21 protein-coding genes are annotated in these 23,438 nt (G+C 37.8%); 5 read left to right on the top strand and 16 right to left on the bottom strand.

Going from position 1 to position 23,438, the window contains the following annotated elements:
* The 10 genes from AC220I_RS06105 to ppk2 form a co-directional block, all read right to left on the bottom strand.
* The coding region (locus AC220I_RS06105) for a response regulator (RefSeq protein ID WP_486722941.1) at positions 1–2,652 on the bottom strand (2,652 nt) is incomplete at its 3' end.
* A gap of 56 nt (positions 2,653–2,708) precedes the next feature.
* Positions 2,709–3,854, bottom strand: a complete 1,146-nt coding sequence (locus AC220I_RS06100; RefSeq protein ID WP_486722940.1) for an S-methyl thiohydantoin desulfurase domain-containing protein — start codon at positions 3,852–3,854, stop codon at positions 2,709–2,711.
* A 137-nt stretch (positions 3,855–3,991) separates the two neighbouring features.
* A complete protein-coding gene (locus AC220I_RS06095) occupies positions 3,992–4,696 on the bottom strand; it encodes an ABC transporter ATP-binding protein (protein WP_486722939.1) in 705 nt (234 codons plus the stop codon).
* A 1-nt stretch (position 4,697) separates the two neighbouring features.
* Positions 4,698–5,459, bottom strand: coding sequence for an ABC transporter ATP-binding protein (locus tag AC220I_RS06090; protein WP_486722938.1), 762 nt, complete (start codon positions 5,457–5,459; stop codon positions 4,698–4,700).
* Positions 5,460–5,471: 12 nt separating this feature from the next.
* Positions 5,472–6,524, bottom strand: a complete 1,053-nt coding sequence (locus AC220I_RS06085; RefSeq protein ID WP_486722937.1) for a branched-chain amino acid ABC transporter permease — start codon at positions 6,522–6,524, stop codon at positions 5,472–5,474.
* Positions 6,525–6,526: 2 nt separating this feature from the next.
* Entirely contained in the window at positions 6,527–7,426 is a 900-nt protein-coding gene (locus AC220I_RS06080; protein WP_486722936.1) for a branched-chain amino acid ABC transporter permease, read from the bottom strand.
* 115 nt (positions 7,427–7,541) lie between these two features.
* Positions 7,542–8,741 (bottom strand): ABC transporter substrate-binding protein, encoded by a 1,200-nt coding sequence (locus AC220I_RS06075; RefSeq protein ID WP_486722935.1) that lies wholly within the window; start codon positions 8,739–8,741, stop codon positions 7,542–7,544.
* Between the two features lie 261 nt (positions 8,742–9,002).
* On the bottom strand, positions 9,003–9,485 hold the full coding sequence (locus AC220I_RS06070; RefSeq protein WP_486722934.1) for a M48 family metallopeptidase: 483 nt from the start codon (positions 9,483–9,485) through the stop codon (positions 9,003–9,005).
* Complete coding sequence (locus AC220I_RS06065) at positions 9,482–10,828, bottom strand: diguanylate cyclase domain-containing protein (protein ID WP_486722933.1); 1,347 nt, start codon at positions 10,826–10,828, stop codon at positions 9,482–9,484. Before AC220I_RS06065 ends, AC220I_RS06070 begins: the two co-directional genes overlap by 4 nt.
* A gap of 37 nt (positions 10,829–10,865) precedes the next feature.
* Positions 10,866–11,744, bottom strand: a complete 879-nt coding sequence (gene ppk2, locus AC220I_RS06060) for a polyphosphate kinase 2 (RefSeq protein WP_486722932.1) — start codon at positions 11,742–11,744, stop codon at positions 10,866–10,868.
* A gap of 254 nt (positions 11,745–11,998) precedes the next feature.
* Between ppk2 and modA the strand changes: the two genes are divergently transcribed.
* The 3 genes from modA to AC220I_RS06045 are packed head-to-tail and all read left to right on the top strand — an operon-like array spanning position 11,999 to position 14,632.
* The gene (gene modA, locus AC220I_RS06055) at positions 11,999–12,853 is read left to right on the top strand and encodes a molybdate ABC transporter substrate-binding protein (RefSeq protein WP_486722931.1); all 855 of its coding nucleotides are present in this window, start codon (positions 11,999–12,001) and stop codon (positions 12,851–12,853) included.
* 23 nt (positions 12,854–12,876) lie between these two features.
* Positions 12,877–13,560, top strand: a complete 684-nt coding sequence (gene modB, locus AC220I_RS06050) for a molybdate ABC transporter permease subunit (RefSeq protein ID WP_486722930.1) — start codon at positions 12,877–12,879, stop codon at positions 13,558–13,560.
* 4 nt (positions 13,561–13,564) lie between these two features.
* The gene (locus tag AC220I_RS06045; RefSeq protein ID WP_486722929.1) at positions 13,565–14,632 is read left to right on the top strand and encodes a sulfate/molybdate ABC transporter ATP-binding protein; all 1,068 of its coding nucleotides are present in this window, start codon (positions 13,565–13,567) and stop codon (positions 14,630–14,632) included.
* Positions 14,633–14,635: 3 nt separating this feature from the next.
* On the opposite strand, the gene AC220I_RS06040 is transcribed toward AC220I_RS06045, so the two are convergent.
* Positions 14,636–15,967 carry an aminotransferase-like domain-containing protein gene (locus AC220I_RS06040; protein ID WP_486722928.1) on the bottom strand — a complete coding sequence of 444 codons (1,332 nt, stop codon included), beginning with the start codon at positions 15,965–15,967 and terminating at the stop codon, positions 14,636–14,638.
* A 173-nt stretch (positions 15,968–16,140) separates the two neighbouring features.
* Here AC220I_RS06040 and AC220I_RS06035 point away from each other — a divergent pair, with 173 nt between their 5' ends.
* Positions 16,141–16,545 carry a GNAT family N-acetyltransferase gene (locus AC220I_RS06035; RefSeq protein ID WP_486722927.1) on the top strand — a complete coding sequence of 135 codons (405 nt, stop codon included), beginning with the start codon at positions 16,141–16,143 and terminating at the stop codon, positions 16,543–16,545.
* A gap of 82 nt (positions 16,546–16,627) precedes the next feature.
* On the opposite strand, the gene AC220I_RS06030 is transcribed toward AC220I_RS06035, so the two are convergent.
* The 4 genes from AC220I_RS06030 to AC220I_RS06015 form a co-directional block, all read right to left on the bottom strand.
* On the bottom strand, positions 16,628–17,656 hold the full coding sequence (locus tag AC220I_RS06030) for a 3-deoxy-7-phosphoheptulonate synthase (protein WP_486722926.1): 1,029 nt from the start codon (positions 17,654–17,656) through the stop codon (positions 16,628–16,630).
* A 285-nt stretch (positions 17,657–17,941) separates the two neighbouring features.
* Positions 17,942–20,224, bottom strand: a complete 2,283-nt coding sequence (locus tag AC220I_RS06025; protein ID WP_486722925.1) for a xanthine dehydrogenase family protein molybdopterin-binding subunit — start codon at positions 20,222–20,224, stop codon at positions 17,942–17,944.
* Positions 20,224–20,673: a (2Fe-2S)-binding protein gene (locus AC220I_RS06020; protein ID WP_486722924.1), complete on the bottom strand. Its 450-nt coding sequence runs from the start codon at positions 20,671–20,673 to the stop codon at positions 20,224–20,226. The genes AC220I_RS06025 and AC220I_RS06020 overlap by 1 nt, the downstream gene beginning before the upstream one ends.
* Complete coding sequence (locus AC220I_RS06015) at positions 20,663–21,493, bottom strand: FAD binding domain-containing protein (RefSeq protein ID WP_486722923.1); 831 nt, start codon at positions 21,491–21,493, stop codon at positions 20,663–20,665. The genes AC220I_RS06020 and AC220I_RS06015 overlap by 11 nt, the downstream gene beginning before the upstream one ends.
* A 183-nt stretch (positions 21,494–21,676) precedes the next feature.
* Between AC220I_RS06015 and AC220I_RS06010 the strand changes: the two genes are divergently transcribed.
* Positions 21,677–22,162, top strand: coding sequence for a GNAT family N-acetyltransferase (locus AC220I_RS06010; protein WP_486722922.1), 486 nt, complete (start codon positions 21,677–21,679; stop codon positions 22,160–22,162).
* Positions 22,163–22,234: 72 nt separating this feature from the next.
* Here AC220I_RS06010 and AC220I_RS06005 read toward each other — a convergent pair.
* On the bottom strand, positions 22,235–23,438 hold a 1,204-nt coding region (locus AC220I_RS06005), incomplete at its 5' end, for an HD-GYP domain-containing protein (RefSeq protein ID WP_486722921.1).

Below are 23,438 nucleotides of genomic sequence, written 5' to 3'. Positions count from 1 at the left end.
TGTAGCTTCAAGACCGTCCAAATCCGGCATTTGAATATCCATCAATACCAAATCATATTCATATTGAGTGATGGCATTAATAGCAGCAACGCCATTGCCAACAACATCCACATGGAAGAGTGGATGTTCAAGCAATTCCCTCACGATTTGTTGATTAATCAAGTTGTCTTCTGCTAGGAGTATATAGACATCTTCCTCTGTATCTAAGACCTTCGTGACATTCTTCTCAAAAGCCTCAGGCTTAACTTTATTTGAATTAATCAATTGAGAGATGGTTTGAATTAAGGCACTCTTTATAACAGGTTTGCTTAAGAAGGCATCAATATTAGCACTCTTATCATTTTTTCTGACCTCGTCCAAATCATAGCCTGTAAGCATCAAGATTGCAGGCACCTTACTCATGTGCATCATGCTTTTAATTTCTGAAGCAGTCTCAATACCATCCTTACCCGGCATTTTCCAATCCATTAAAATCAGATCATATTCATGAACACGTTTTTTCCCATTCTCAATCATTTGAAGGGCATCTTCACCAGAGGCTGCCATGTGAACTTCACTTGAATATTCACTTAACATATCACACAAGACATCTCGTGTAGTATCTGAATCATCCACCAAGAGAATATTTAGATTTTTAAGATTCTCAGCATTGTAACTCAATTCAGGTCCTGTCATTTGATCCAAATCAAAGACTGCCGTAAAATAAAATACACTCCCTTTATTTAACTCACTTTCAACCCAAATCTCACCTGACATTAAATCTACAAAATGCTTACATATAGACAGTCCAAGTCCTGTTCCGCCATATTTTCTAGAAATGGAATCATCAGCCTGCTGGAATGGCGTAAACAATTTTGATAATTTGCCTGGATCTATGCCAATTCCGGTGTCTTTAATTGAAAATTCTATTTTCAATTGATTAGGCTTATGGTCAAGAATTCTTGTTGAGACGATTACTTCACCCTTTTCAGTAAATTTGATGGCATTGTTGATCAAATTCAAAAGAATTTGTCTAATTCTTAGGGCGTCACCTATGATGATCTCCGGCAAATTTACGTCATTCTTAAATATCAACTCCAATCCCTTTTCTGAACATTTATATCCCAACTGATTGGAAATCAGTTCAAAGACTTCTTCAATACTGAATGGAATCTTTTCCAAATTAACCTTACCAGCTTCAAGTTTTGAAATATCGAGAACATCATTAATAATCTCAAGCAAATTTTCTGCAGAGCTTCTAATCTTATGGGTATAGTCACTTTGTTTTGCATTTAATTTAGTCCTCAGCATTAAATAGGCCATACCAATAATACCGTTGATTGGTGTTCTGATTTCATGACTGATCATTGCCAGGAAGCTGCTTTTGGACTCAGTTGCTTCATTTGCTTTGATCCAAGCAATTTCAAGCTCGTGATTTTTTGATTCGAGTTCTACATTCCGTTCTTTTAACTCATTGGTTCTTTGGTTGACCATACTTTCGAGATTTTTGTTGTAATTTTCAAGAATCGCATTTTGATTCTCAATTTTAACGAAGCTATTATTAACTTCCTGTACCATGATGTTAAAGGTTTTTGCTAACTCACCCACTTCATCATTTGAGTCAATATCAACTTTCACATCATAGTTTCCTTCGGCAATTTGAAGGGCCACATCCTTTAAGGCTTCAATTGGTTTTGTTAATTGCTTGCTAAAATATAGGATGCTAATGGTTAAAAACAAAAGTACAATTAGTATCCCCAAAATTGTTGTTTGCCATAATTCCGTCAACTGATTCTCAAGAATTTGTTCATCATAAATAATTTCAATTACACGATCAGTATTTGCCATCGTTCTTTCACGATGTTGATTTAGGTCAATGTAAAGGTACTTTTTGTAAACATTATTAAGGTCCTTTTCCCCATAATGCTTGTCTTGTTTTGCTCTCTTTACAATTTCTAGACTTTCAGGTGTCGGTTCATAATTAACCCCACTATCGACAATCTGATAACCATAGGCGTCATACATATTAATGCCAATAATTGCAGGCGAAATTTCTGTCATCCTCTTGATAATGCTATTGGGCTTAAGCTCCTCAGTGACAGCGTCAAATCCATCAACACTATAAGCTACCTCAAGAAGGTATTTATGGTCACTCGTTGGTATATAAGCAAACTTACTGAGCTTTCCAGTACCTACATTTGTTCTTACCTGCTCATACCAAATTTCGTCACCCTTTCTAATGGCGTTGATTTTAACACCGAGTTCAGGATCAAAGTTTGTAAAATTGAATTGAAGGGCTTCCTTAATTGTCGATTTAGTAATCACTGTATCCGGATCAATTACCATAAAATCATAGAACATGCCCTTTTGTGTTTTGAGTTTGTTTAGATCGACTTTATCTAAATCACCATTAGCTTCTTCATATGCTTCGAGGAAGAACTCAGCTTTTTCTTGCAAATCAGATTCCAACCTTATTTCAAGCATCCTATATCCTGAATCAATAAGATTTATGATATCCACTATATGTGCTTCAACATTTTGCCTTGTCTCATCATAATGATCCAATAGATTTTGCTTCATCACGTTGTAATGATATAGCGAAATCGATACAAGTAATACAACCGTAATTGGCAATACTGTCATTAGAATTCTGAACCGCAATTTTTCCCCCATATACTTACTTCCACCCTTCACTCTCATATTATTAACAGGCTAAAACGCATATTTCTCTATTTGTGTAATGCTTCTAACCTTATATATTCCCCATCATAGATATTTAAAGCTTTTAATTCTGCCATAAAGCTACTAACAATGCTATTTTTTCTCATTTGTTCAAAAGCAGATATCCCAACTACAGTTACTTTGTCTCCTACTTTGATTTCAACATTGCTCAAAGCCCCTTTCTCCCCGATATAGCAGATTGAATCAGGTGCCATCGCCCATATTTTACCGTTCAAGGTTGCAAAGAGATTCTCATTTTCATATTGAATCACCATGATATTACCGCTTTTATCTTCTAGTGTTACAGTACCAATGTCCAAATCAGTCTTTTCACCTGAGGGTGTTTTTATATTCATAATGGTGGCATATCCGAAAACACTACAAAACTTACCAAAATCATTTAGCATTTGTTCGACCTTAGGCACAGGATCAAGATGGTTTTCCAACGCCTGACATATTGTCTTGCCAATATAATAAGAATAAGTTAAGGTTCCCGGAATAATCGCATCACTCAACCGATCCGTTCCCAATAAATAAGTCGCCAAACCACCCATCTGGCCAAATGTTGGCATTTCCAGTATTTCAAGGCAATATGCCTCAAGGGCATCGGCAAGATCTGCTTGCGCCAAATCTTTAAGTAATATAATATTGTCAATTGTTGGTAACCCTTCTTGTCTACCGTTTGAAAGCGCTGCTGGTGAAGGTGAAGCAACCTGAGCATAAGTGGTGTTTTGAATTTTAGGCACAGCCCTTCCAGCACCATCCCCATCTAGTATGGGAATATCATTACGAACAGCAACAGACATGGGGACGACACTGTTACCACCGCCAAGCTCAATTAACATACCGAAGCTCAAGGGTTTAAAATTACAAAGTGCATTAAATGCATTTGTAGGTGTTTCAAGGTCTATGCCCCCTGCGCCTGCTGAAGGTGATCCCATAAAAGCAACAACAGCGCCATACTGTGTTTCACTGGTGTTTAGGGCTTCCAATTGAATAATTTTGATGGGTTTTTTATAGGTTAAAATATTTTGTACGATTTGTTGTCCTGCTGCAAGAGGGCCTCCACCACCACTTCCCAAGAAGGCACCTCCCATAATTATGTATTCAAAATCTTCCTGATTCTCTAGCTGTTTAATCGGTTCATGCTGCATCTAAACTTCCTCCCTAAATTATTACATTTTGTTCATTACTTTATTATAACTGTTTTCGCCTTTCTATAACAGTATAAACAAAAAAAGAAATAAGATTTTTTGTCTTATTTCTTTTAAAGCAAGATCAAGGATATGTGTTATGCACCAAGATAGGCCTTTTTTACATCCTCATTGACAAGCAATTCCCTACCAGGACCTTCAAGGACGATTACGCCAGTTTCTAGAACATAAGCATAATCTGATATTTCAAGAGCAACCTTAGCATTCTGCTCAATCAATAAAATGGTAACCCCCATTTTATTAATTTTCTTTATAATCTCAAAAATATCCTTAACAATCAAGGGTGCTAGACCAAGCGAAGGCTCATCCATCATCATGAGTTCAGGTTTAGTCATCAAGCCTCTTCCAACGGCGAGCATTTGCTGTTCACCACCTGACATGGTTCCAGCTTTTTGCCATTCTCTTTCCTTTAATCTCGGGAAGAGTTCAAATACCCACTTCATGTCCTCTTGAATTTGAGCCTTGTCTTTACGACTATAAGCACCCAAAATCAAATTTTCTTTTACTGTAAGATTGGGAAATATCCTTCTACCCTCTGGCACTAGTACAACTCCTGACTCAACGATGTTTTTAGTGCTTTTCTTGGTAATTTCCTCTTCCTTATAGTAGATTTGACCATCAGAACATCTCTCAAGACCTACTATAGACCTTAGTGTGGTACTTTTGCCCGCACCATTAGCGCCAATAAGACTTACAATTTTCCCTTTCGGCACTTCTATATTGATACCTCTCAATGCATGAATGCCACCGTAATGTACGTTTAAATCTTTGATATTCAACATATTAATCAACTCCTAAATAAGCTTCTATGACCTTGGGATCATTTTGAATTTTCTCTGGGTTTCCACTGGCAATCGTAGCACCATAATCAAGAACATAAATCTTCTCACATACACCCATTACAACTTGCATATGATGCTCAATCATCAATATTGAAAGATCAAATTTATCCCTGATATCATGAATGAAAGCCATTAATTCAAGTGATTCCTGTGGATTCATACCAGCAGCAGGTTCATCTAGGAGCAAGACTTTGGGATCAGTCGCCAAGGCTCTTGCGATCTCTAGCTTTCTCTGTTTACCGTATGGTAAGTTAGAAGAGACCTCATCCTTTAAGTCTATTAAACCAACTTCCTCCAGAAGATGAATGGATTTTTCATACATATGTTTTTCTTCTTTTCTATAAAACGGTGTCCTAAGAACGGATTGAACCACATTAGACTTTAGTCTCAAATGATTTGCAATCAAAACGTTTTCAAGTGTCGTTAGGTCTTTAAATAATCGGATATTTTGAAAGGTTCTAGCAATGCCAAGATGTGTAATGGCATGTGGCTTGAGCCCTGTTATATCCTGACCATCAAAATATATGAGGCCTTCAGTCGGTTGATAAACGCCTGTTATCATATTAAATGCAGTGGTTTTACCGGCACCATTTGGACCAATAAGACCTACAATTTCATTCTTATCAAGTGTTACTGATAAATCGGATACAGCGGTTAAACCACCGAATCGCTTTATAATGCCATCTGTTCTAAGAATTGACACGATGATTTCCCCCTAACCTTTTTTAAATTTTAATTTACGAATATAATGACCACTGAAAAACTTATCCCAAGAGAATTCATCTCTTCCCATTAAGCCCTTTGGATAGAAGAGTATAACCGCCATAAGTAAAATGGCGAAGATTACCATCCTCATACCTGGGATCCCCGGAATTTCAAATGAGCCAATTTTTATGGCTTGATCTAGGAATCTCATTTGTTCCAGCATAAAAGTAACGACCACAGCTGACACCACTGAGCCCGTGATACTGCCTATTCCACCCAAAACAACAATCAATAAAACATTAAATGTCAAAACGAATCTAAACATTAAAGGATCTATTGTTCCTATGAGATGGGCTAATAAACCACCACCGATACCTGCCATGAAAGAACCAATTACAAAGGCCATGACCTTGTGTTTGTATAGGTTGATCCCCATGGATTCTGCAGCAATTTCGTCTTCTCTAATGGCCTTAAAAGCCCTTCCGTAGCTTCCATTTACCAAATAGACCATAAAGATTATGGTGACGATGGCAAGCCCCCAGCTCCACCAAATATTGGTATACCGCTCAAGGCCTTTAAGTCCTAGAGCACCGTTGGTAAGGGATTGTGTATTTGTAAAAACAACCCTAATGATTTCACTAAAACCAAGTGTCGCAATGGCAAGATAATCATCTCTTAGCTTTAGGATTGGAGCACCGATAATCCAAGCAATAACTGCTGAAACAAGGCCTCCAATGAGTAAAGCAATCGGAAATGGCAATTGGACATTTGCAAACAATGGTACAATCGGTTTTATAAAAAAGTTCATTTGTTTCATTGCAGGCGTCATGGTCAAAATTGCCGAGGTATAAGCACCAAGAGCCATAAACCCCGCATGCCCAAGTGAAAATAAACCTGTGAAGCCATTAATGATGTTCATGCTAAGTGCTAAAATAATATAGATACCTGCTAAATTTAAAATTCTCATCTTATAATTATCAAATGTGCCGTTGAAGATCAATAACATTGCAAAAACGACAACAAGTGCTATAATCGTGGCTAATTTGTTTCTATCTATTTTCATCGCTACACCTTCTCTGTTAGATTTTGTCCCAATAAACCGGTTGGTTTTACCATCAAAATGACGATTAATAGGACAAATGCAAATGCATCTCTATAGCCAGTTAAGGCAGGGAAAAAGGCAACAATCAAAATTTCCATTAATCCAAGTAAAAAGCCTCCTAAAACTGCACCTTTTATATCGCCTATACCGCCAATAACAGCTGCAATAAAGCACTTTAGTCCTGGGATAAGCCCCATTACAGGCAAGAGCTGTGGGTATTTAAATCCCCACATGATACCACCAAAACAAGCCAATGCAGAACCTATAGCAAATGTAAAGGAAATGATGTTATTAACGCTGATCCCCATTAAATTCGCAGCTTCATAATCTTTTGATACAGCACGCATTGCCATACCTGTTTTAGTCTTGTTGACGATAAAGAGTAAGCCTGCTAGAAGAAGCCCAGTTACTACTGGAATAAAGAAGGTAATACTTACGATGGAAACATCACCAATTACAATAATGCGATTAAAGACTTCTGGAACTGGAAATGCCTTAGGACGTCCACCAAATACTACGATTCCAAGATTTTGAATCAAAAAAGATGCCCCGATTGCTGAAATCATAACTGAAATTCTAGGTTGATTTCTTAAGGGTGCATAAGCAAATTTTTCAACCAAAATACCAAAACCTACCGTTATCGCAATTGCGATAATAATGGCTAAAAACCATGGTATCGACATAAAAGTTGTTGTCATCAAATAAAATGCCATATAGGCTCCGAACATAAAAATTTCGCCGTGCGCGAAATTAATGAGTCTAAGAATACCATAAACCATAGTATAACCAATGGCCAATAGTGCATACAAGCTCCCTAATGAAATGCCATTTGCTAAATGCTGTAAAAATACACTGATACTCATGAGAAGTTTCCCCCAATACTAAGGTTTAAATTATTGTGAATGAAAACAGCAATTGATGTGCAAGTAAATCTTGCACATCAATTTAATCCTGTTTTTATTTAAATTACCTTTAAAATTATTTCTTTGGATCTACGATTGCTTTGTAAACGAATTTACCGTCTTCTACAGTTTTTAGGATTGCACTCTTAACAGCATCACCATTAGCGTCCAAGCTGATCATACCAGCCGCGCCAGGGTAATCAGTTGTTGTAGCAAGTGCATCTCTGATTGCAACAGGGTCAGCTGATCCAGCTCTTTCGATTGCATCTAAGATTACAAGATATGCATCAAAACCTAAGGCAGTTACAGCTGCAGGCTCTTTATTGTATTCTGCTCTATAAGCATCAAGGAAAGTTGCTGATGTTTCAGTGATTGGTACTTCAGATGCAAAGAATGTTGAGAAAGTAGCGCCATTAACTGCTTCGCCACCGATATCTAAAAATTCAGGTGCTTCCCAAGTATCGCCGCCTAAGAACTGAATATCAATCCCTTGCTCTTTAGCTTGTTTAATAAGTAGTGCTGATTCAGAATAGTTACCTGGTGCAAAAATAACATCAGGATTTTTAGCGGCTACGTTTTGTAATTGTGCTGTAAAATCTTGGTCACCAGTATTGTAGTTTGCTACTTCAACGATTGCATTTTCATCGCCAGTTAATTCTTTAAAAGAATCAGTAAAGAACTTAGCTAAGCCTACTGAGTAGTCATTTGAAATTTCCTGAATAATCGCTACTTTTTTAGCGCCAAGCTCGTTGTAAGCATAGTTTGCCATAACGACACCTTGGAATGAATCAATGAAACAAACTCTAAAGTAATAATCGTTTCCAATTGTTACAAGTGGGTTTGTACAAGAAGCACCAACTGCAGGCACTTGTGCATCCGCTACAATTGGACCAGCAGCCATTGAGAAAGATGATCCCCAAGAACCGATAATTGCTACAACTTTTTCTTTATCTACTAATCTGGTTGCCGCATTAGCAGCTTCAACCTTATCAGATTTATTGTCAACAATAACCAACTCAACTTTTCTGCCTAAAACTTCAGGATATAATTTGTTAGCAAGTTGCATCCCCTCAACTTCCATAGCGCCACCGGCAGCATTCGCACCAGTCATAGGCTCAAACACACCAATTTTAATAACATCTTCAGATGCTGTCTCAGCTGGTGCTGTCGCTTCTGCAGCAGGTGCTGGTGCCGCAGTATCGCCACCACTAGAACATCCTGTGATCACTAAAGCAAGCATTGTGATCAATAAAAATATTGATATAAATCTCTTCATTTTTTAAATCCCCCTTCTTGATTTTGTGTTTCAAATTGTTAAAAACAATGTTAATATTTTGTAACATTGTTTCACTTATTTTATTATTATTGTCTTACATTGTCAATAATGTTGGCTCTATCCATCCCATTCGCGGACATATAAATAAATTTGTACGCGTATAAATTTTTTATTTGTATGTATACTGTGTACAAGGCTTGTTTTGCTTGTGTTGACCAAAAAAAAACACTTCATTTTGAAGTATTTTTCATTTGATTTTGATTAGGTTCTCGTCTTTTCCGTTCCCAACATTGGCATAATTTCCTTATAGTTTGGACAATATTTGCCAACCAGTCTCCAAAATGAACGATCATGGTTGAGATGAACAATGTGACATAGTTCATGTACAATGACATAATCTATCGCCTCTTCAGGAAACATTGCCAATTGCCAATGAAATGTCAATTGTTTGGTACTGCTACAGCTCCCCCATCTTTGAGCATGGGTTTCAATTGAATAGCCTTTGCTTTTAACCTTCATGATATTTTGAAAATGTTTGATGCGTTTATCCAACAATTTATTCAATGCCCTTGTGTAAAACTGCTTGAGCAAGGCCTCAAGATTCATTTCTGACTTTGATGATTTTTTAATGATAAACCGCTGACCATCAAACTCAAGCTTGTTCTTTTCCACCTTATCATCCAGCTCAATTTCAACGGGGTACAAATTTCCTAAATAATAACACTTTGCACTTGTCTTTGTCATGCCTCTGTTCCTTTTTCTGATTTCTTATCATTATACATTGAAAAGTCAGCTTTGGAAATAAGAGACTCAATATCACTACTGTCGTCAGGATATATGGCATGTCCTACACTAATTGTAACGCTCAGTGTTTGATCTCCAAAAACAAACAGGGTCTTTAAGAACTGTTCCTTAATCAACTCGGTAAATTCGTAAACCTCATGTTGATTTTTTATGCCTGGCATAAGGATGATAAACTCGTCTCCGCCAAACCTCGCCAAAGTCCAATTTTTCTTAATGACCTTTTTCATGCGATCAGCAGATTCCTTGAGCACCATATCCCCAATAACATGACCGTAATCATCGTTGATTTCTTTAAAGCGGTTAATGTCTACAAATAGAATTGAAAACTTTTTCGATTGATTTTTAGAAATTTTCATGGTCTCATCAAGTCTATCATAAAAGAATCTTCTGTTTTCAATTTGAGTAAGGGGATCAATATGAATAATCTTCTTAAGCTCAATTCTCTGATACATAAACAGTGATACAAAAACGCCAAATAGTAGGGTTAATAAGACCGCAATACTCCCCCATGTCCAAATGTAATTTTTATAATCATGCCAACCATCAATTGGAACTGCATATATTTGCCATGTGTTTCCATCAACATCAAGTTCATATGTCACAGGATTTTTTTCAAGTACACTCACATCACCCCAAAAATATTGCCCTTGATCACTACCTCGCCTTACAATATTGATTAAACAATTGATATCACTACTCGGATCTCCAAAGCCAGTTTTACTGATAAGTTCGTCTTTCAGCATAACGATACTGACCATTCCCCAGAACTCAGAATTACCTTCGTTCTCTAAATAAATCGGGATTCTATTAATGATGCCGATACCACCCTGCACTAAATTTACAGGCCCATCTGTTACCATTCTTTTAGATTCGATGGCATCCATAATGGCAGGTCTCTGAGATTCAATAGATGCTAAATCTTTTCCAATGACGCTTTCATTTCCCTCTATCGGATAAACATCAATTACCCTTGTCCCTTTTAACAAAGTAATATTTTTAATAACGGGATCATCTGATATCAAGCTATTGGCAAAGTTTTGAAAGCTTATATGATCAATATTTTTTGCATTACGAATATATGCCTCTAATCCCTTGTTTAAATAAAACCTTGAATTAAGTTCATTCTGTAATTGGGATTTCAATATATTGAGTTCGTTAATAATATTAATTTGCTCATGTGCTTTTGACTCTTGAACCGAAGAATTGATCAGCATCAAAGAAAGCACCAGCAAAATACCGGTAACAAAGAGCCCTGGTAATACAACTTCTAAATATTTTTTCAAGCCAACCACCCCGTTAGAGATTACATTGCATCAATGTTTATTTTTTTCGTTTTCGATTTTTTTTCCTAGAACCACGGCCTTTAGCCTTATCCTTCGCTAAACCATCCTTTACACCCTTTTGGTTTCTCATGGCAATTTCACTTGCAATGTCAGGAATATAAGTTTGAGAATCAATAGGTGGTCTAATATAACCTGTGTTTTCTTGTCGCTTAGGGAGTTCAAGTTTCTTGTGATCAATTTCCTTATAAGGGATAAGTGACAGAAGATGAGAGATACAGTTAATTCTTGCATTTCTTTTTATATCAGAATCAATGACATACCATGGTGAAGATTCAGTATCCGTATATTGAAACATAACATCTTTGGCTTTTGAGTACTCAACCCACTTTGATCTGGCTTCCAAGTCCATATCACTGAGCTTCCACTGCTTTGTAGGGTCATTTATTCGGGCTTGAAAACGCGCCTCTTGCTCATCATCACTGACAGAAAACCAATATTTAATGAGAATTATCCCCGACCTGATCAACTGATTTTCAAATTCAGATACGGATTTTAAGAACTCCCAATAGTCATCATCAGAGCAAAAACCCATAACACGCTCTACGCCTGCTCGGTTGTACCAGCTTCGATCGAAAAGAACCATCTCACCAGCGCTTGGTAAATGTGCAATATAGCGTTGGAAATACCATTGAGTTCTTTCTTTTTCGGTAGGCTTTGGTAATGCAACAACGCGACAAGTTCTAGGATTTAAACTCTCTGTAATCCTTTTAATAGCGCCACCTTTACCAGCTGCATCTCTGCCTTCAAATATAACAACGACCTTTAATCCTTTATGCACAATCCATTCTTGTAGTTTGACTAACTCAATTTGAAGTCTGGCTAATTCCTTTTCATACGCATCTTTACTCAGTTTCATCGTGCGCCTCCTTTAATGTTCTTTTATTATATATACCTCAGTTCAAGTTATTCTAACAGTAATATTTCAGATGACACTTGGCCCTTTGTATTTCGTTTGATTGCATTCTAGCCATCGCTTATGAAACATATGCCTGCTAATATTGATTTTAAGACAACAAAACTTTATAATTAGAACCAACGAAGCGATTGAATTTAAAAGTTTTATCAAATCATACTGAGTGTTAAAAAAACAGCCACCACTGGAGGTCATCGTTGAAAAGAACAATCAAAGGAATTTTAAGCATAAGCCCTATACAAAGCTATTTCCATAAAGCGCCAAAGTTTATCATGTTACCAAGCTTGTTGATTTTGCTTTTGTTCTCATCGTCTTTGCTCTTGACAAGTTGCCGCAATGACAAATCAGATGACTCGAGTATAGAATTAACCATATCTGCAGCCGCAAGTCTAAATGAAGTCTTAACCGAAATTAAAGGGGTCTATGAAGCGGATAATCCTAACATTGATCTAATGCTAAATTTCGCAGGTTCTGGTAGCTTGGCACAACAAATTGAGCAAGGTGCCGATGTGGATCTCTTTTTATCTGCATCGCCTAGATATACCAGCAACCTTATCGAAAAAAATTTAGCGGATGCGGCCTCCTTTACACCTCTTTTAAAAAATGAAATCGTGTTGGTGACAAATGTGAACTCAACTCTAGACAAGATTGACTTTGGTGATTTGGGAGAAGCTACTTACGATAAAATTGGCATCGGAGAGCCTGGTAGTGTCCCTGCAGGTCAATATGCTGAAGAAATTTTAAACCATTACAATATTTCAGATAAGGTATATGAACGCGCTGTTTTTGCAAAGGATGTTAAAGAGGTCTTGTCTTGGGTTGAAACCAATAACATTGATCTTGGGATTGTCTATTCGACAGATGCCATTAACTCAAATGAAATCCGCATCCTTGCAAGTGCCCCTGAAAATTCACATACCCTGATTTTATACCCTGCCGTAATCCTCAAAGATTCAAAACACTATGATCAGACCATGGCTTTTCTAAAGTTCCTCACCCAAGAAAAAGCAACTTCCATATTTGAAAAATACGGTTTTACACCTGCATACTAAATATCAGAACTGGAGGATATAAAATGAACTTTGATATTACACCTGCATTGATTTCATTAAAGGTCACCTTTGTTTCAACCCTCATAACCTTCCTGCTGGGACTTTTATTTGCATGGCGCATGTGGCAATATAATGGCCGATTCAAAGCACTCATAGACGGCATCATAACCTTGCCATTGGTTTTGCCACCAACGGTTGCAGGCTTTATCATACTACTCTTAATTGGTAAAAACGGCCCCTTAGGGCTTTTTCTTTCAATTTTTGATATCAAAATCATCTTTTCTTGGTACGCAGCAGTAATTGCGTCAGTTGTGGTCTCATTGCCCTTAATGTATAAAACGACACTTTCTGCATTTGAACAGCTTGATCCCAACATTACTGATGCGGCACGTACTCTTGGTAGTTCTGAATGGCGAATTTTCACCAAAATATCAGTGCCCTTGGCTTGGCCTGGTATTGCAGCTGCCACAGCACTTTCTTTTTCTCGTTCACTCGGCGAATTCGGGGCAACACTCATGGTTGCAGGCAGTATCCCTGGAAAAACACAAACCATTCCCATTGCCATCTATTTTGCAACGCAAAGCGGCAATTTACACCTTGCCTTCATTTGGGTCATGATTATATTTTCGATTTCATTGGTCACTTTGGTCTCTATGAATTATTGGAACCAGTCAAGAGCACATAAAAAATTAGGAATCAGGAGGTAATCCCTTGTCCATTCAAATTCAAATTCAAAAAAGACTTTCAGATTATACCCTTGATTTGTCCATAAATACTAATGCATCAATCTTGGGAATACTAGGTGCTTCTGGTTCAGGTAAAAGCATGACATTAAAATGTATCGCCGGCCTTGTCAAACCTGACAAAGGATATATCAGCATAAATGACCGTTTATTTTACCATAGTGACCAGCATATCAATGTTAAACCGCAAGAGCGCAAGATCGGATATGTCTTTCAAAACTATGCATTATTCCCGCATTTAACAGTGGCAGAAAATATTGCTTTTGGCATAGATAAAACCAATTATATGCCCCATAAGTCAACAGACTTGGCGACCCTCATCTCTAAACTTCATCTTGTGGGACTTGAAAAGAAATACCCTAGTCAAATTTCAGGCGGCCAACAGCAACGTGTTGCCATAGCCCGTGCCTTGGCGACCAATCCTGATCTACTACTTCTTGATGAACCTTTTTCAGCACTCGATGACCACCTTAGAAAGGAAATGCTCAAGGAGATGGCCCAATACCTATCACTATTCAAGGTAAAAACCTTTTATGTGACGCATCAAATGGAAGAGGCCTATTATCTATGTGATGATATTGCCATCATTAAAGAGGGGAAAATCGATGATATTGGTCATAAAAAGGTACTTTTTAGCAAACCCAAGACACTTGAATCTGCAAAAATAACAGGTTGCAAAAATTTCTCGACTTTCAAGGTTGAGTCACCAAATCAGGTGTTTTGTGATCAATGGGAGATTAAACTTAAAACTGCCCAAAACAGGTCAGGCGAAATTTCAGATTGTTCACAGGTTTGCATACGAAATCACCACCTCATCTTGAGTGACAATGCCCATTTAAAAAATTGTTTTCAGGTATGGGTTGCAGATATTGTAAAGACACCAACCCTACTTACGCTCTACATTAAATTTAACAAACCACCCATTGGACCTGAAGATTATCACATTCAGATGGATGTTACACATGAAAAAAGAGTACAGATTGGTGATGTACTCTTTGTTGAAATTCCTGATGATAAATTATGCTTTTTACCATAAATCTTATTCGTAGACTTTATAGGCTTCCTGGTTAAAAAGTGCTTGTACCCTTTCTAAAGCTGCTAGGCGTTCACTAGGTACACCTATAATGCTAATCCTGACACTTGGTTTGAGAGATCCGAAGGCAACACCACTTTTAATATAAATGCCTTCGTTTCTCAATTGTTCAATTATCGCATCAAGAGGGATTTTTTCATCGAATTCACCCCATATGAAAATGCCACCTTCTGGTATATGCCAATTAATTTTGGGAGATGGTTTCAAAAGGCTTTTTGCCAGTTTCATTTTTTTTGCATAATGCTTACGAATACTCTGAATGTGTTTTTCATACATACCAGATGCAATAAAAACTTCAAGTGCAGCTTGATTTAATTTAGAAGTGTTTAGGTCGTTGAGATGCTTTAAATGCTTGAGATCTTCGCTAAAGTCATCCGGAAAAATCATAGCCCCAATTCTAATGCCAGGTATAAAAGTTTTTGAAAAGCTTCTTAGGTAAAATTGGTTCTTTTTGAGGTTGTAATAATGGAGGGGCATTTGTCTGTTTTTAGGTGATAAGTCTGCAAGAAAATCGTCTTCAATTAATATGACACCGTATTGGTCAGCAAGCTTCACCACTGCCCTTTTACTTTTTTCATCCAAGCTATACCCAGTTGGATTATGATGTCTTGGTATCAAATAAAAGGCTTTAATGTCACCTTCCTTAAACAAGTCCTCCAGAACTTTCATATCATAACCGTCAGGTCTTCTTTCGATGGTCTTGATCTTGATTTGCATCACTTGCGCCAACTCAAGTGCTAGGCTATAAGTTGGCGACTCCACTAATAAAGTTTTCGACGAATGTAAAAACAAGTGTTGTAAAATCAGATGAATCCCCTGCTGAATGCCATTGGTAATCATAATTTGGTCCTTGGTGATATTGAGGCCCTCAGTGGAATAAAGCATGCTGAGTTGAACTCTCAACGCATCTAAACCAAGCAATTGATCCATATTAAAAATGGCATTTTTATACTGCTGCATTGCATTCTCAGTGGCGCTTAAGAATAAAGCGTAGGGAATCATTTGACGCTCAGGAATCACGCGATTAAAATCGACAATCTCTTCATCAACAAGCTTTTCGGGTGATGAATGCGCTACATAATAACCACCCCTTTTAACAGCATAAACCTTATGTGTTCTTTCCAACTTCTGATAAGCTTTTTGAACCGTCAGCTTATTCACATTTAATGTCATTGCAAGTGCTCTGCAACTTGGCAGTTTATCACCAATCTTATAGTTTTGATCTCTTATCAAAGTTTCGATATAGTTTTTTATTTCATTAGAATTTTTGTAAGTCATTGCTAAACCTCTACAGCTCTTGTCATAGTACAGATGTTTTTTCAATAGATTGAACATCAAAATGTCTTGATATATAGTTTTAAATAAGCCATAGCCTATTTTAAGTGAGTGCTAAGTGCTTGCTTTCCAAATATGTCTCATGGCGATTTTTATCTTTCAAGGAGGTTCTTTATATGAAGACTAATTTTACCATCAAGGAAGTTAATAACTGTGATCCACAAGCAATAAAAGCGCTCTTGGAACAATCCTATTGGGCTAAGGATCGAACTTTAGACACCATTGAGCATTCAATTCAAAATTCACTATGCTTTGGTGTCTTTGAGTCTGAAAAGCTCATTGGTTTTGGAAGAGCCGTTACAGATTATGCCACTATGTATTGGCTTTGCGACATCATCATTGATGAAAAATACAGAGGTCAGGGACTTGGAAAGTTGTTGGTTTCAAAGATTACAAACCATGAGGCAATCCTAGGTCTCAGAGGTATCCTTGCTACTGCTGATGCCCACGAGCTTTACACTCAATTTGGCTTTGAGCGAGAGCCCGAAAAATATATGTCAAAAAAGAGAACGCGTTTATAAACCAAATTAAAAATAGCTAAGCGATTTTATGATCACTTAGCTTATTTTATCTTATGATTATAAAAGGCGTCAATCTTTGGATTTAGAGTTGGTCTGCAATTTCTAGGATCAAACGTTCCGATTCATCCCATCCCAGACAACCATCAGTAATAGATTGACCAAAGTTCATACCAGTAACAGGTTGAGTCCCCTCAATGAGATAGCTCTCAATCATGAGTCCCTTGATAAGATTCCCAATACTCTTAGAATACTTCATATTTCTAATGACCTCATGTGCAATTCTTGGTTGTTCCCTATACTGTTTCATTGAGTTCGCATGGCTACAATCCACAATAACAGCGGGATTTTCAAGACCTCTTTCCTCATATTTTTTTGCCACATAACGTAAATCCTCATAATGATAGTTGGGAATGTTTCGACCATACTGGTTTACAGCACCCCTTAAAATCGCATGTGCCAATGGATTGCCAGAGGTTTGCACCTCATGATTTTCATGAATAAACTCATGTGGAATTTGTGCCGCCTTTATAGAATTTAGCATTACACCTATGTCACCGCTTGTTGGATTTTTAAGGCCCACTGCTGCATCGACCCCACTTGTTGTCAATCGATGCTGCTGGTTTTCCACCGATCTGGCACCAATGGCGATATAGCTCAATAAGTCCTCCACATAACCCAAATTACTTGGATATAACATTTCATCTGCCGATGTCATGTGTGTATTTTCTAATACCTTTAGTTGCATATCTCTAATAGCTTTAATGCCAGCGGTTACATTTGGGGTTTCATTTGGGTCAGGTTGATGCATCATGCCCTTATAGCCCTCACCGGTTGTTCTCGGTTTATTGGTATAAACTCTAGGGATGATTAATATTTTTTCTTTTACTTTTTCCTGAACCCCTGCAAGCTTAGTGACATATGACAAAACGGCATCCTGATCATGGGCAGAACAAGGTCCAATAATCAAAATAAAACGTTTATCCTCTCCTGTAAAAATCGATTTAATTTCCAAATCTCTCTTTGCTTTTATTTGAACCAAATGATTTGGCACTGGGATTAAGGATCTGATTTCTTCTGGTGATAATACTTTGTTGACTAATTTAAATGCCATGTTGACCTCCTTATTAACCATCAATAGGCCGGATTATGATAAAGCACCCTCATCTAAAAATAGATAAGAGTGCTTATTATTTGGACCGTTATCGCGTGTCATACGTGCAAATACGAATACAATTACATATCTACAATGGCTAAATTTCAATAGTTTTAATAAAGAATACAACTTGCATAATGCGATGTCAATCCCAAAACTAAATTTTTAAACCAAAAGAGGTCTTATTTCAAATTTCACTCTGTGAAATAATCATAGGCATCCGCTGTGTGCGTACACTTTTGATTATTTTTCTCGATTCATAAGGGCAAAGAGCTTGGCAGGTGTTATTGGCAACTCTCTTATACGAATGCCTGTTGCATTGAAAACAGCATCCATAATCGCAGGTGATGCCGTGTTGATAACGATCTCGCCTATAGACTTTGCCCCAAATGGCCCTGAAGGTTCATAGCTTGGTGCAAATTCTACCCTTGTCGTTATAGCATCTTTACGGGATGGTAATTTATAGGTTAGGAAACTTGCATTTTTTTCATCACCGTTTGATGCGTGATCCGCTTGTTCATAAAGTGCCATTCCAATCCCCTGTAACATACCACCTTGTGCCTGAACAGTCGCAAGGTTTGTATTAATTGGTGTGCCGCAGTCAATAACGCCTACGAAATCAACAATTTCAATTTTACCAGTTTCTAAATCGACTTCGACTTCAACATATCCAGCCTTGTAGGGTGGAGCTTCTTTAGCACATACATGACTTTCTGTCACCATGATTTGTTTGTGATTGAGTTTGTAGCCCAAAGCCTCAAGGGTTATTTCATCACTTCCCCCTCTGAATACACCCTTTTGATACTCAACCTTATCAGGATCAGTAGACAGTATTTCAGCGACCTCTAACTTGAGGACTTCTAGCATTTTTTCTGCTGATTTTCTAACGGCAGTTCCTGTGACATAAGTTGAACTAGATGCGTAGGAACCATCATCATATGGTGTCACATCGGTATCGGCCGAGTAAACGACAATTCGATCAAGTGGCACCTGCAAAACTTCAGCAGCCATTTGAGATAATATGGTATCACAGCCTGTTCCCATATCCGTTGCACTGATTAAGAGGGTAAAGAAGCCATCACAATTGAGCTTTAAAGTGGCCCCTCCAGAATCAATATTTAATACACCTGAACCTTGAGTTGCAAGTGCCATGCCCACACCACGAACTCTAGTCTCCGAGACCTTAACCGACGGATACTTTTCAGCCCAACCTATCATGTCTCTACCTCTTTTAAGGCAATACTCCAGTTCACAGGTATCCTGTCTTGTGACATCTTCATGGTAAACGTGGTCAACGCCAAGTCGCAAGTGGTCACCAGGGTGAATGATATTTTTCTCTCTAAGAATCGTTGGGTCCATTTGAAGTTCGCAGGCAAGTTCATTCATAATGGATTCTATGGCAAAGCCACCTTGGGTTTTCCCATAGCCTCTAAAGGCGCCAGATGAAACATGATTGGTGTATACGGCTTTGCCGTCAAATCGGTAGCCTACCGTTTTATAAAAGGCCATAATCTTTTCAGCACATGCACTCATAACTGTACCTGCATGTTCACCATAAGCACCTGTATCGGAAATGGCTTTCACATCAAAGGCCTTTACAATACCATCTTTAGTGGCACCTATTTTAACTTCAAAGTGGAAGGGATGCCTTCTCGTCGTGCCTAGAAAAACTTCCTTCCTCGTATAGACGATTTTGGCTGGTTTTCCTGTTTTAAGTGTGACGAGCGCTGGATAAAATTCTGAAGCTGAGGATTGCTTGCAACCAAAGCCACCACCGATTCTAGGTTTTATAACTCTCACCTGATTGATTGACAAATCCATTGCATTGGCTACCATTCTTCTCACGTGAAAAGGAATTTGAGTCGAGGAGACCACAACCAATCGCCCCATATGATCCAAATAAGTGTAGGTACAAACAGGTTCCATCATTGCTGGATGTGTTGCTTGTGTTTCATAAGTTCGCGTGAGGACAACATCACTTTCTTCAAACCCTTTGACATAATCACCAACCTCTACATAATATGAGGATGCTATGTTTTTTTCAGGTACAAAACCAAACTCAAAATGGGTAAAAGCATCAGCTTCTGGATGAACGATACTTGGGTTTTCCATGGCAGTCCTATAGTCCAGCACAGGTTCGAGAATTTCATACTCAACGCGAATAAGCTTCATGGCCTTAATTGCTATTGCCTCAGTATCAGCAGCCACAATGGCAACCTCATCCCCTTTGTAACGAAGAATTTCATCTAGCATTTTCCAATCTTGTGGTGATGGTTCCGGATAAGTTTGACCTGCTCTCGTAAAGCGTTTATTAGGCACGTCTTTATAGGTTAAAACACAAGCCACACCTGGAACTTGTTCCGCTTTTGAAGTGTCAATGCTCTTAATTTTGGCAAAATGATGGGGACTTCTTAAGAGCTTAATTACTAGGGATTCCTTAGGTGCCAAATCATCTGTATAGACCGGTGCACCTGTCACAAGCTTCATACCATCTTTTTTCGGTGCGGCAGAATTTACAATTTTCATTATTCCACCCCCATATATTTTTTAATGCCCTTTAGTTGAGCCACATAGCCCGTGCAACGGCATAGATTTCCTGTAATATAATGTACAATTTCAGCTTCAGTAGGATTTTTAAGTTCGCGTTTCATGGCAATCGTCGTAAGCGCAAGTGATGGTGTACAATACCCACACTGATCACCACCCACTGCGACAATAAGCTGACCTAATTTAACGGCTTCTTCTTGTTCACCTTCTAAGGTCGTAATGCGCTTACCATGGGCTCTTGCTGCCAAATAAGTACAGGACAAGACGGGTTTATCCTCCACTAAGACCGTACAGGCGCCACAAGTACTTTTATCGCACCCTCTTTTAACACTTTTACAGCCGTTATTTCTCAATACTTCTGAAAGGTAATCATCTGGACTGATTTCAATTTCTCTTTCTTTGTGGTTGAGATTTATTTTAATTTTCATCATTCACCTCCAAAAGTGCTCTTTTTACGAGTAATTGACTCATGGCAACTCTATAGGCCTTATCGCCAAATCGATTCGATCCAAAAACAAGATTCTTTGGAAGCGTTTTTAAGACCTCCGTCATTTCCTGATCAGATGCCTCATTTAAGAGATGAGCTGACGCATTAATTAGTTTCATTGCCTCTTCTGCATAACAGGCTACACCAGGTCTAGCACCTACTGCAATTTTATAAAGACCATCTACCTTGCTCACACCAACATTGACCATCGCAAAATCACTCGTGGAATTACGAACCATCTTGAAACTACACTTAATATCTTCTTTCTTGATTTTGACCTTAATCAAAATATCCTTGGCATCACGTTTATGGGCTCTAGGCATTTTAAGATATTCATCAAGCCCAATCTCTCCATATTTATAAAATTCCAATCTTGTATTAAGAACCATTAAAGCTGTAATCAGATCTGAAAAACCGTATTTTGCGAAAACAGTTCCCCCTATAGTAGCGATATTCCTAAGCTGTACACCTACGATGTTTTCAAGTGCCGTCCTGAAGATGTTCGAAAAATAATTGTTCAGTCCTTCATGGACTTCTAACTGTCTGAGTGTGGTCATAGCCCCAATTTCAAAACCTTCTTCATTTTCTTCGATAAGGTCTAAACCTAGATTTGATAAATTCACTGCTGTATCTATTGTCAGATCATGTGCCAATCTCAAAAAAGCACCACCACCTAAAACTCTATTGTTTATTCTTTGATTAAGAATTTCATATGCTTCATCTATACTCTCCGGGTTCACCCAATTTTTAATTTTAATCATATTGCACCTCCTCACCTAAATATATTAACACAGATTAGAGCCTAGAACTATCATTTCAACATGACTTCTTAGATATTATTTACAAACTTTTACCAGTCAAAATCACTTAAAAAATCATTTCTTGGAGCTATTTAACAAATAAATTTTGTATGTTACTATTTTCATATAGGAGGGTGTCATCACATGATAAAGTTTAAAACATTAGAATCAGCTGACGTAGCAAACGTATGGTCATTTATAGCGTTACTTATTGCTGAATCCGCAGAAGTCTCTTTCACCGAAATTTCTGGTGCTGACGAGGTTCAGAGTTGGGTCAATAGCGAAACTGAAATGGTTTTTCTTGCCTATGAGAAGGATCAGCTTTTGGGCATATTAAAAGGCCGTCGTGATGCTTGCCCAGAAAAGGAACATGCAGTCTTCTTAACAGCTGCCATACATCCATTGGTAAGAGGAAAACACTTAGCCAAGGCTCTAACAGAATATGGTCTGGAAAAAATGAAACAGAGAGGTGTATTAATTGCGCGTATCTATGTATATAGTGATAATATTGCTTCTCTAAATGCTGTTAAAAAATTAAGTTTTGACCAATCCGGTATTGTCAAAATGCATCATAGAAATTTAGAAACAGGTTTGTATGTTGATGACCATATTTTTCATAAAATTCTATAGCACCTATTAAATTGGGATGTGACTAATACAAAAAGTGGCCATGTACAATATTGTTCATGACCACTTGCTTTATTAATCCTGTTCATTAATCCAACTTTCAATATGATTTAAAAAGAGATCAAGGAGTTCTGGATCAAAGTGAATCTTTGATTGTGACTTCATATAAATCAGCACAGACTCTAGCTTCCAAGCCTTTCGATAAGGCCTATCCGATGTCAATGCATCAAACACATCAACTATGGCAAAAATTCGAGCTTCAAAAGGAATTTCTGTTCCCTTTAATTGATTGGGGTAGCCAGTCCCATCCCACTTTTCATGATGACCATAGGGTATGGTCATGGCATTTTTAAGGTAAGAGATAGGTTCTATAATTTTCATGCTATATTCAGTATGTTTTTTCATGATTTCAAACTCAATGGTATCTAGGGGACCTGGCTTTCTCAAGATGGCGTCCGGAATGCCTATTTTACCAATGTCATGTAGGAGGCAGCCATATCGAAAATTGGTCAAGGCTTCTCCTTCAATTCCTAATTGCCTTGCAAATCTGAGTGCTAATCTCGTTACACGAAGCGTGTGCCCTTCTGTATCTGCATCTCTGATATCAAGCGCTCTGGAAAAGCTTTCGATTGTGGTGGCATATGCATTTAATAGTTCATTGTTCTTATGGATGATATCATTAAATAAAATATGGTTTTCAATTGCCATTGCCGCTTGACCAGCAAGCGCTTCCAAATATTCCTCACTTCTTTCATCTTCATTTAAATCGCCCCTTTGACAAACCTCCATCATGCCTACAATCTTTTTCTTTGTAATTAAAGGTAAAATAAAATAATAATAGTCATCTCCATGTGGATAGCGATTTTTAAATTCCGGATAGGTTTCTAAAAAGGCTTCATCTACCTTAATGATATCAGAACTGTGTTTGAGAAATAGTGCTTCTAAACTGGGACTTAAAACAATTGTCTTCATTTCTAATTCACTTTCTATGGCACCCGATCCTGTAAAGAACAGAAGTCTATCTTTCTGGGGGGTTAACAAGAGAATAGAAACGGCTTCAATATCAAGTGCTTTAATGGTTTCATTTGAAATCATATTCATGGTTGAAATTAGGTCAGAGCCACTAAGTATGGCAAGATCAATTTTACGGAGTAGTTCTATTTTTTTTATATGTAGTAAATTTTCTTCCTGAGATTTCACCCTATCGGTAATCTCGTTAGACAAAATAATCAAACCCTCTTGGGTTGGGTATATTTTGAGTTCGAACCAACCGATGCTC

Source organism: Fusibacter sp. (assembly GCF_057447755.1).
This window is presented reverse-complemented; position numbering and strand designations above follow the sequence as displayed.

Excerpts from the sequence above, each read along its gene's own strand:
- AC220I_RS06035 (WP_486722927.1), top strand. The coding sequence starts at position 16,141 with ATGAAGACTAATTTTACCATCAAGGAAGTTAATAACTGTGATCCACAA.
- AC220I_RS06085 (WP_486722937.1), bottom strand. The coding sequence starts at position 6,524 with ATGAAAATAGATAGAAACAAATTAGCCACGATTATAGCACTTGTTGTC.
- AC220I_RS06040 (WP_486722928.1), bottom strand. The coding sequence starts at position 15,967 with ATGACTTACAAAAATTCTAATGAAATAAAAAACTATATCGAAACTTTG.
- ppk2 (WP_486722932.1), bottom strand. The coding sequence starts at position 11,744 with ATGAAACTGAGTAAAGATGCGTATGAAAAGGAATTAGCCAGACTTCAA.
- AC220I_RS06010 (WP_486722922.1), top strand. The coding sequence starts at position 21,677 with ATGATAAAGTTTAAAACATTAGAATCAGCTGACGTAGCAAACGTATGG.
- AC220I_RS06080 (WP_486722936.1), bottom strand. The coding sequence starts at position 7,426 with ATGAGTATCAGTGTATTTTTACAGCATTTAGCAAATGGCATTTCATTA.
- AC220I_RS06025 (WP_486722925.1), bottom strand. The coding sequence starts at position 20,224 with ATGAAAATTGTAAATTCTGCCGCACCGAAAAAAGATGGTATGAAGCTT.
- AC220I_RS06070 (WP_486722934.1), bottom strand. The coding sequence starts at position 9,485 with ATGACAAAGACAAGTGCAAAGTGTTATTATTTAGGAAATTTGTACCCC.
- AC220I_RS06075 (WP_486722935.1), bottom strand. The coding sequence starts at position 8,741 with ATGAAGAGATTTATATCAATATTTTTATTGATCACAATGCTTGCTTTA.
- AC220I_RS06095 (WP_486722939.1), bottom strand. The coding sequence starts at position 4,696 with ATGTTGAATATCAAAGATTTAAACGTACATTACGGTGGCATTCATGCA.
- AC220I_RS06030 (WP_486722926.1), bottom strand. The coding sequence starts at position 17,656 with ATGGCATTTAAATTAGTCAACAAAGTATTATCACCAGAAGAAATCAGA.
- AC220I_RS06020 (WP_486722924.1), bottom strand. The coding sequence starts at position 20,673 with ATGAAAATTAAAATAAATCTCAACCACAAAGAAAGAGAAATTGAAATC.
- modB (WP_486722930.1), top strand. The coding sequence starts at position 12,877 with ATGAACTTTGATATTACACCTGCATTGATTTCATTAAAGGTCACCTTT.
- AC220I_RS06100 (WP_486722940.1), bottom strand. The coding sequence starts at position 3,854 with ATGCAGCATGAACCGATTAAACAGCTAGAGAATCAGGAAGATTTTGAA.
- AC220I_RS06015 (WP_486722923.1), bottom strand. The coding sequence starts at position 21,493 with ATGATTAAAATTAAAAATTGGGTGAACCCGGAGAGTATAGATGAAGCA.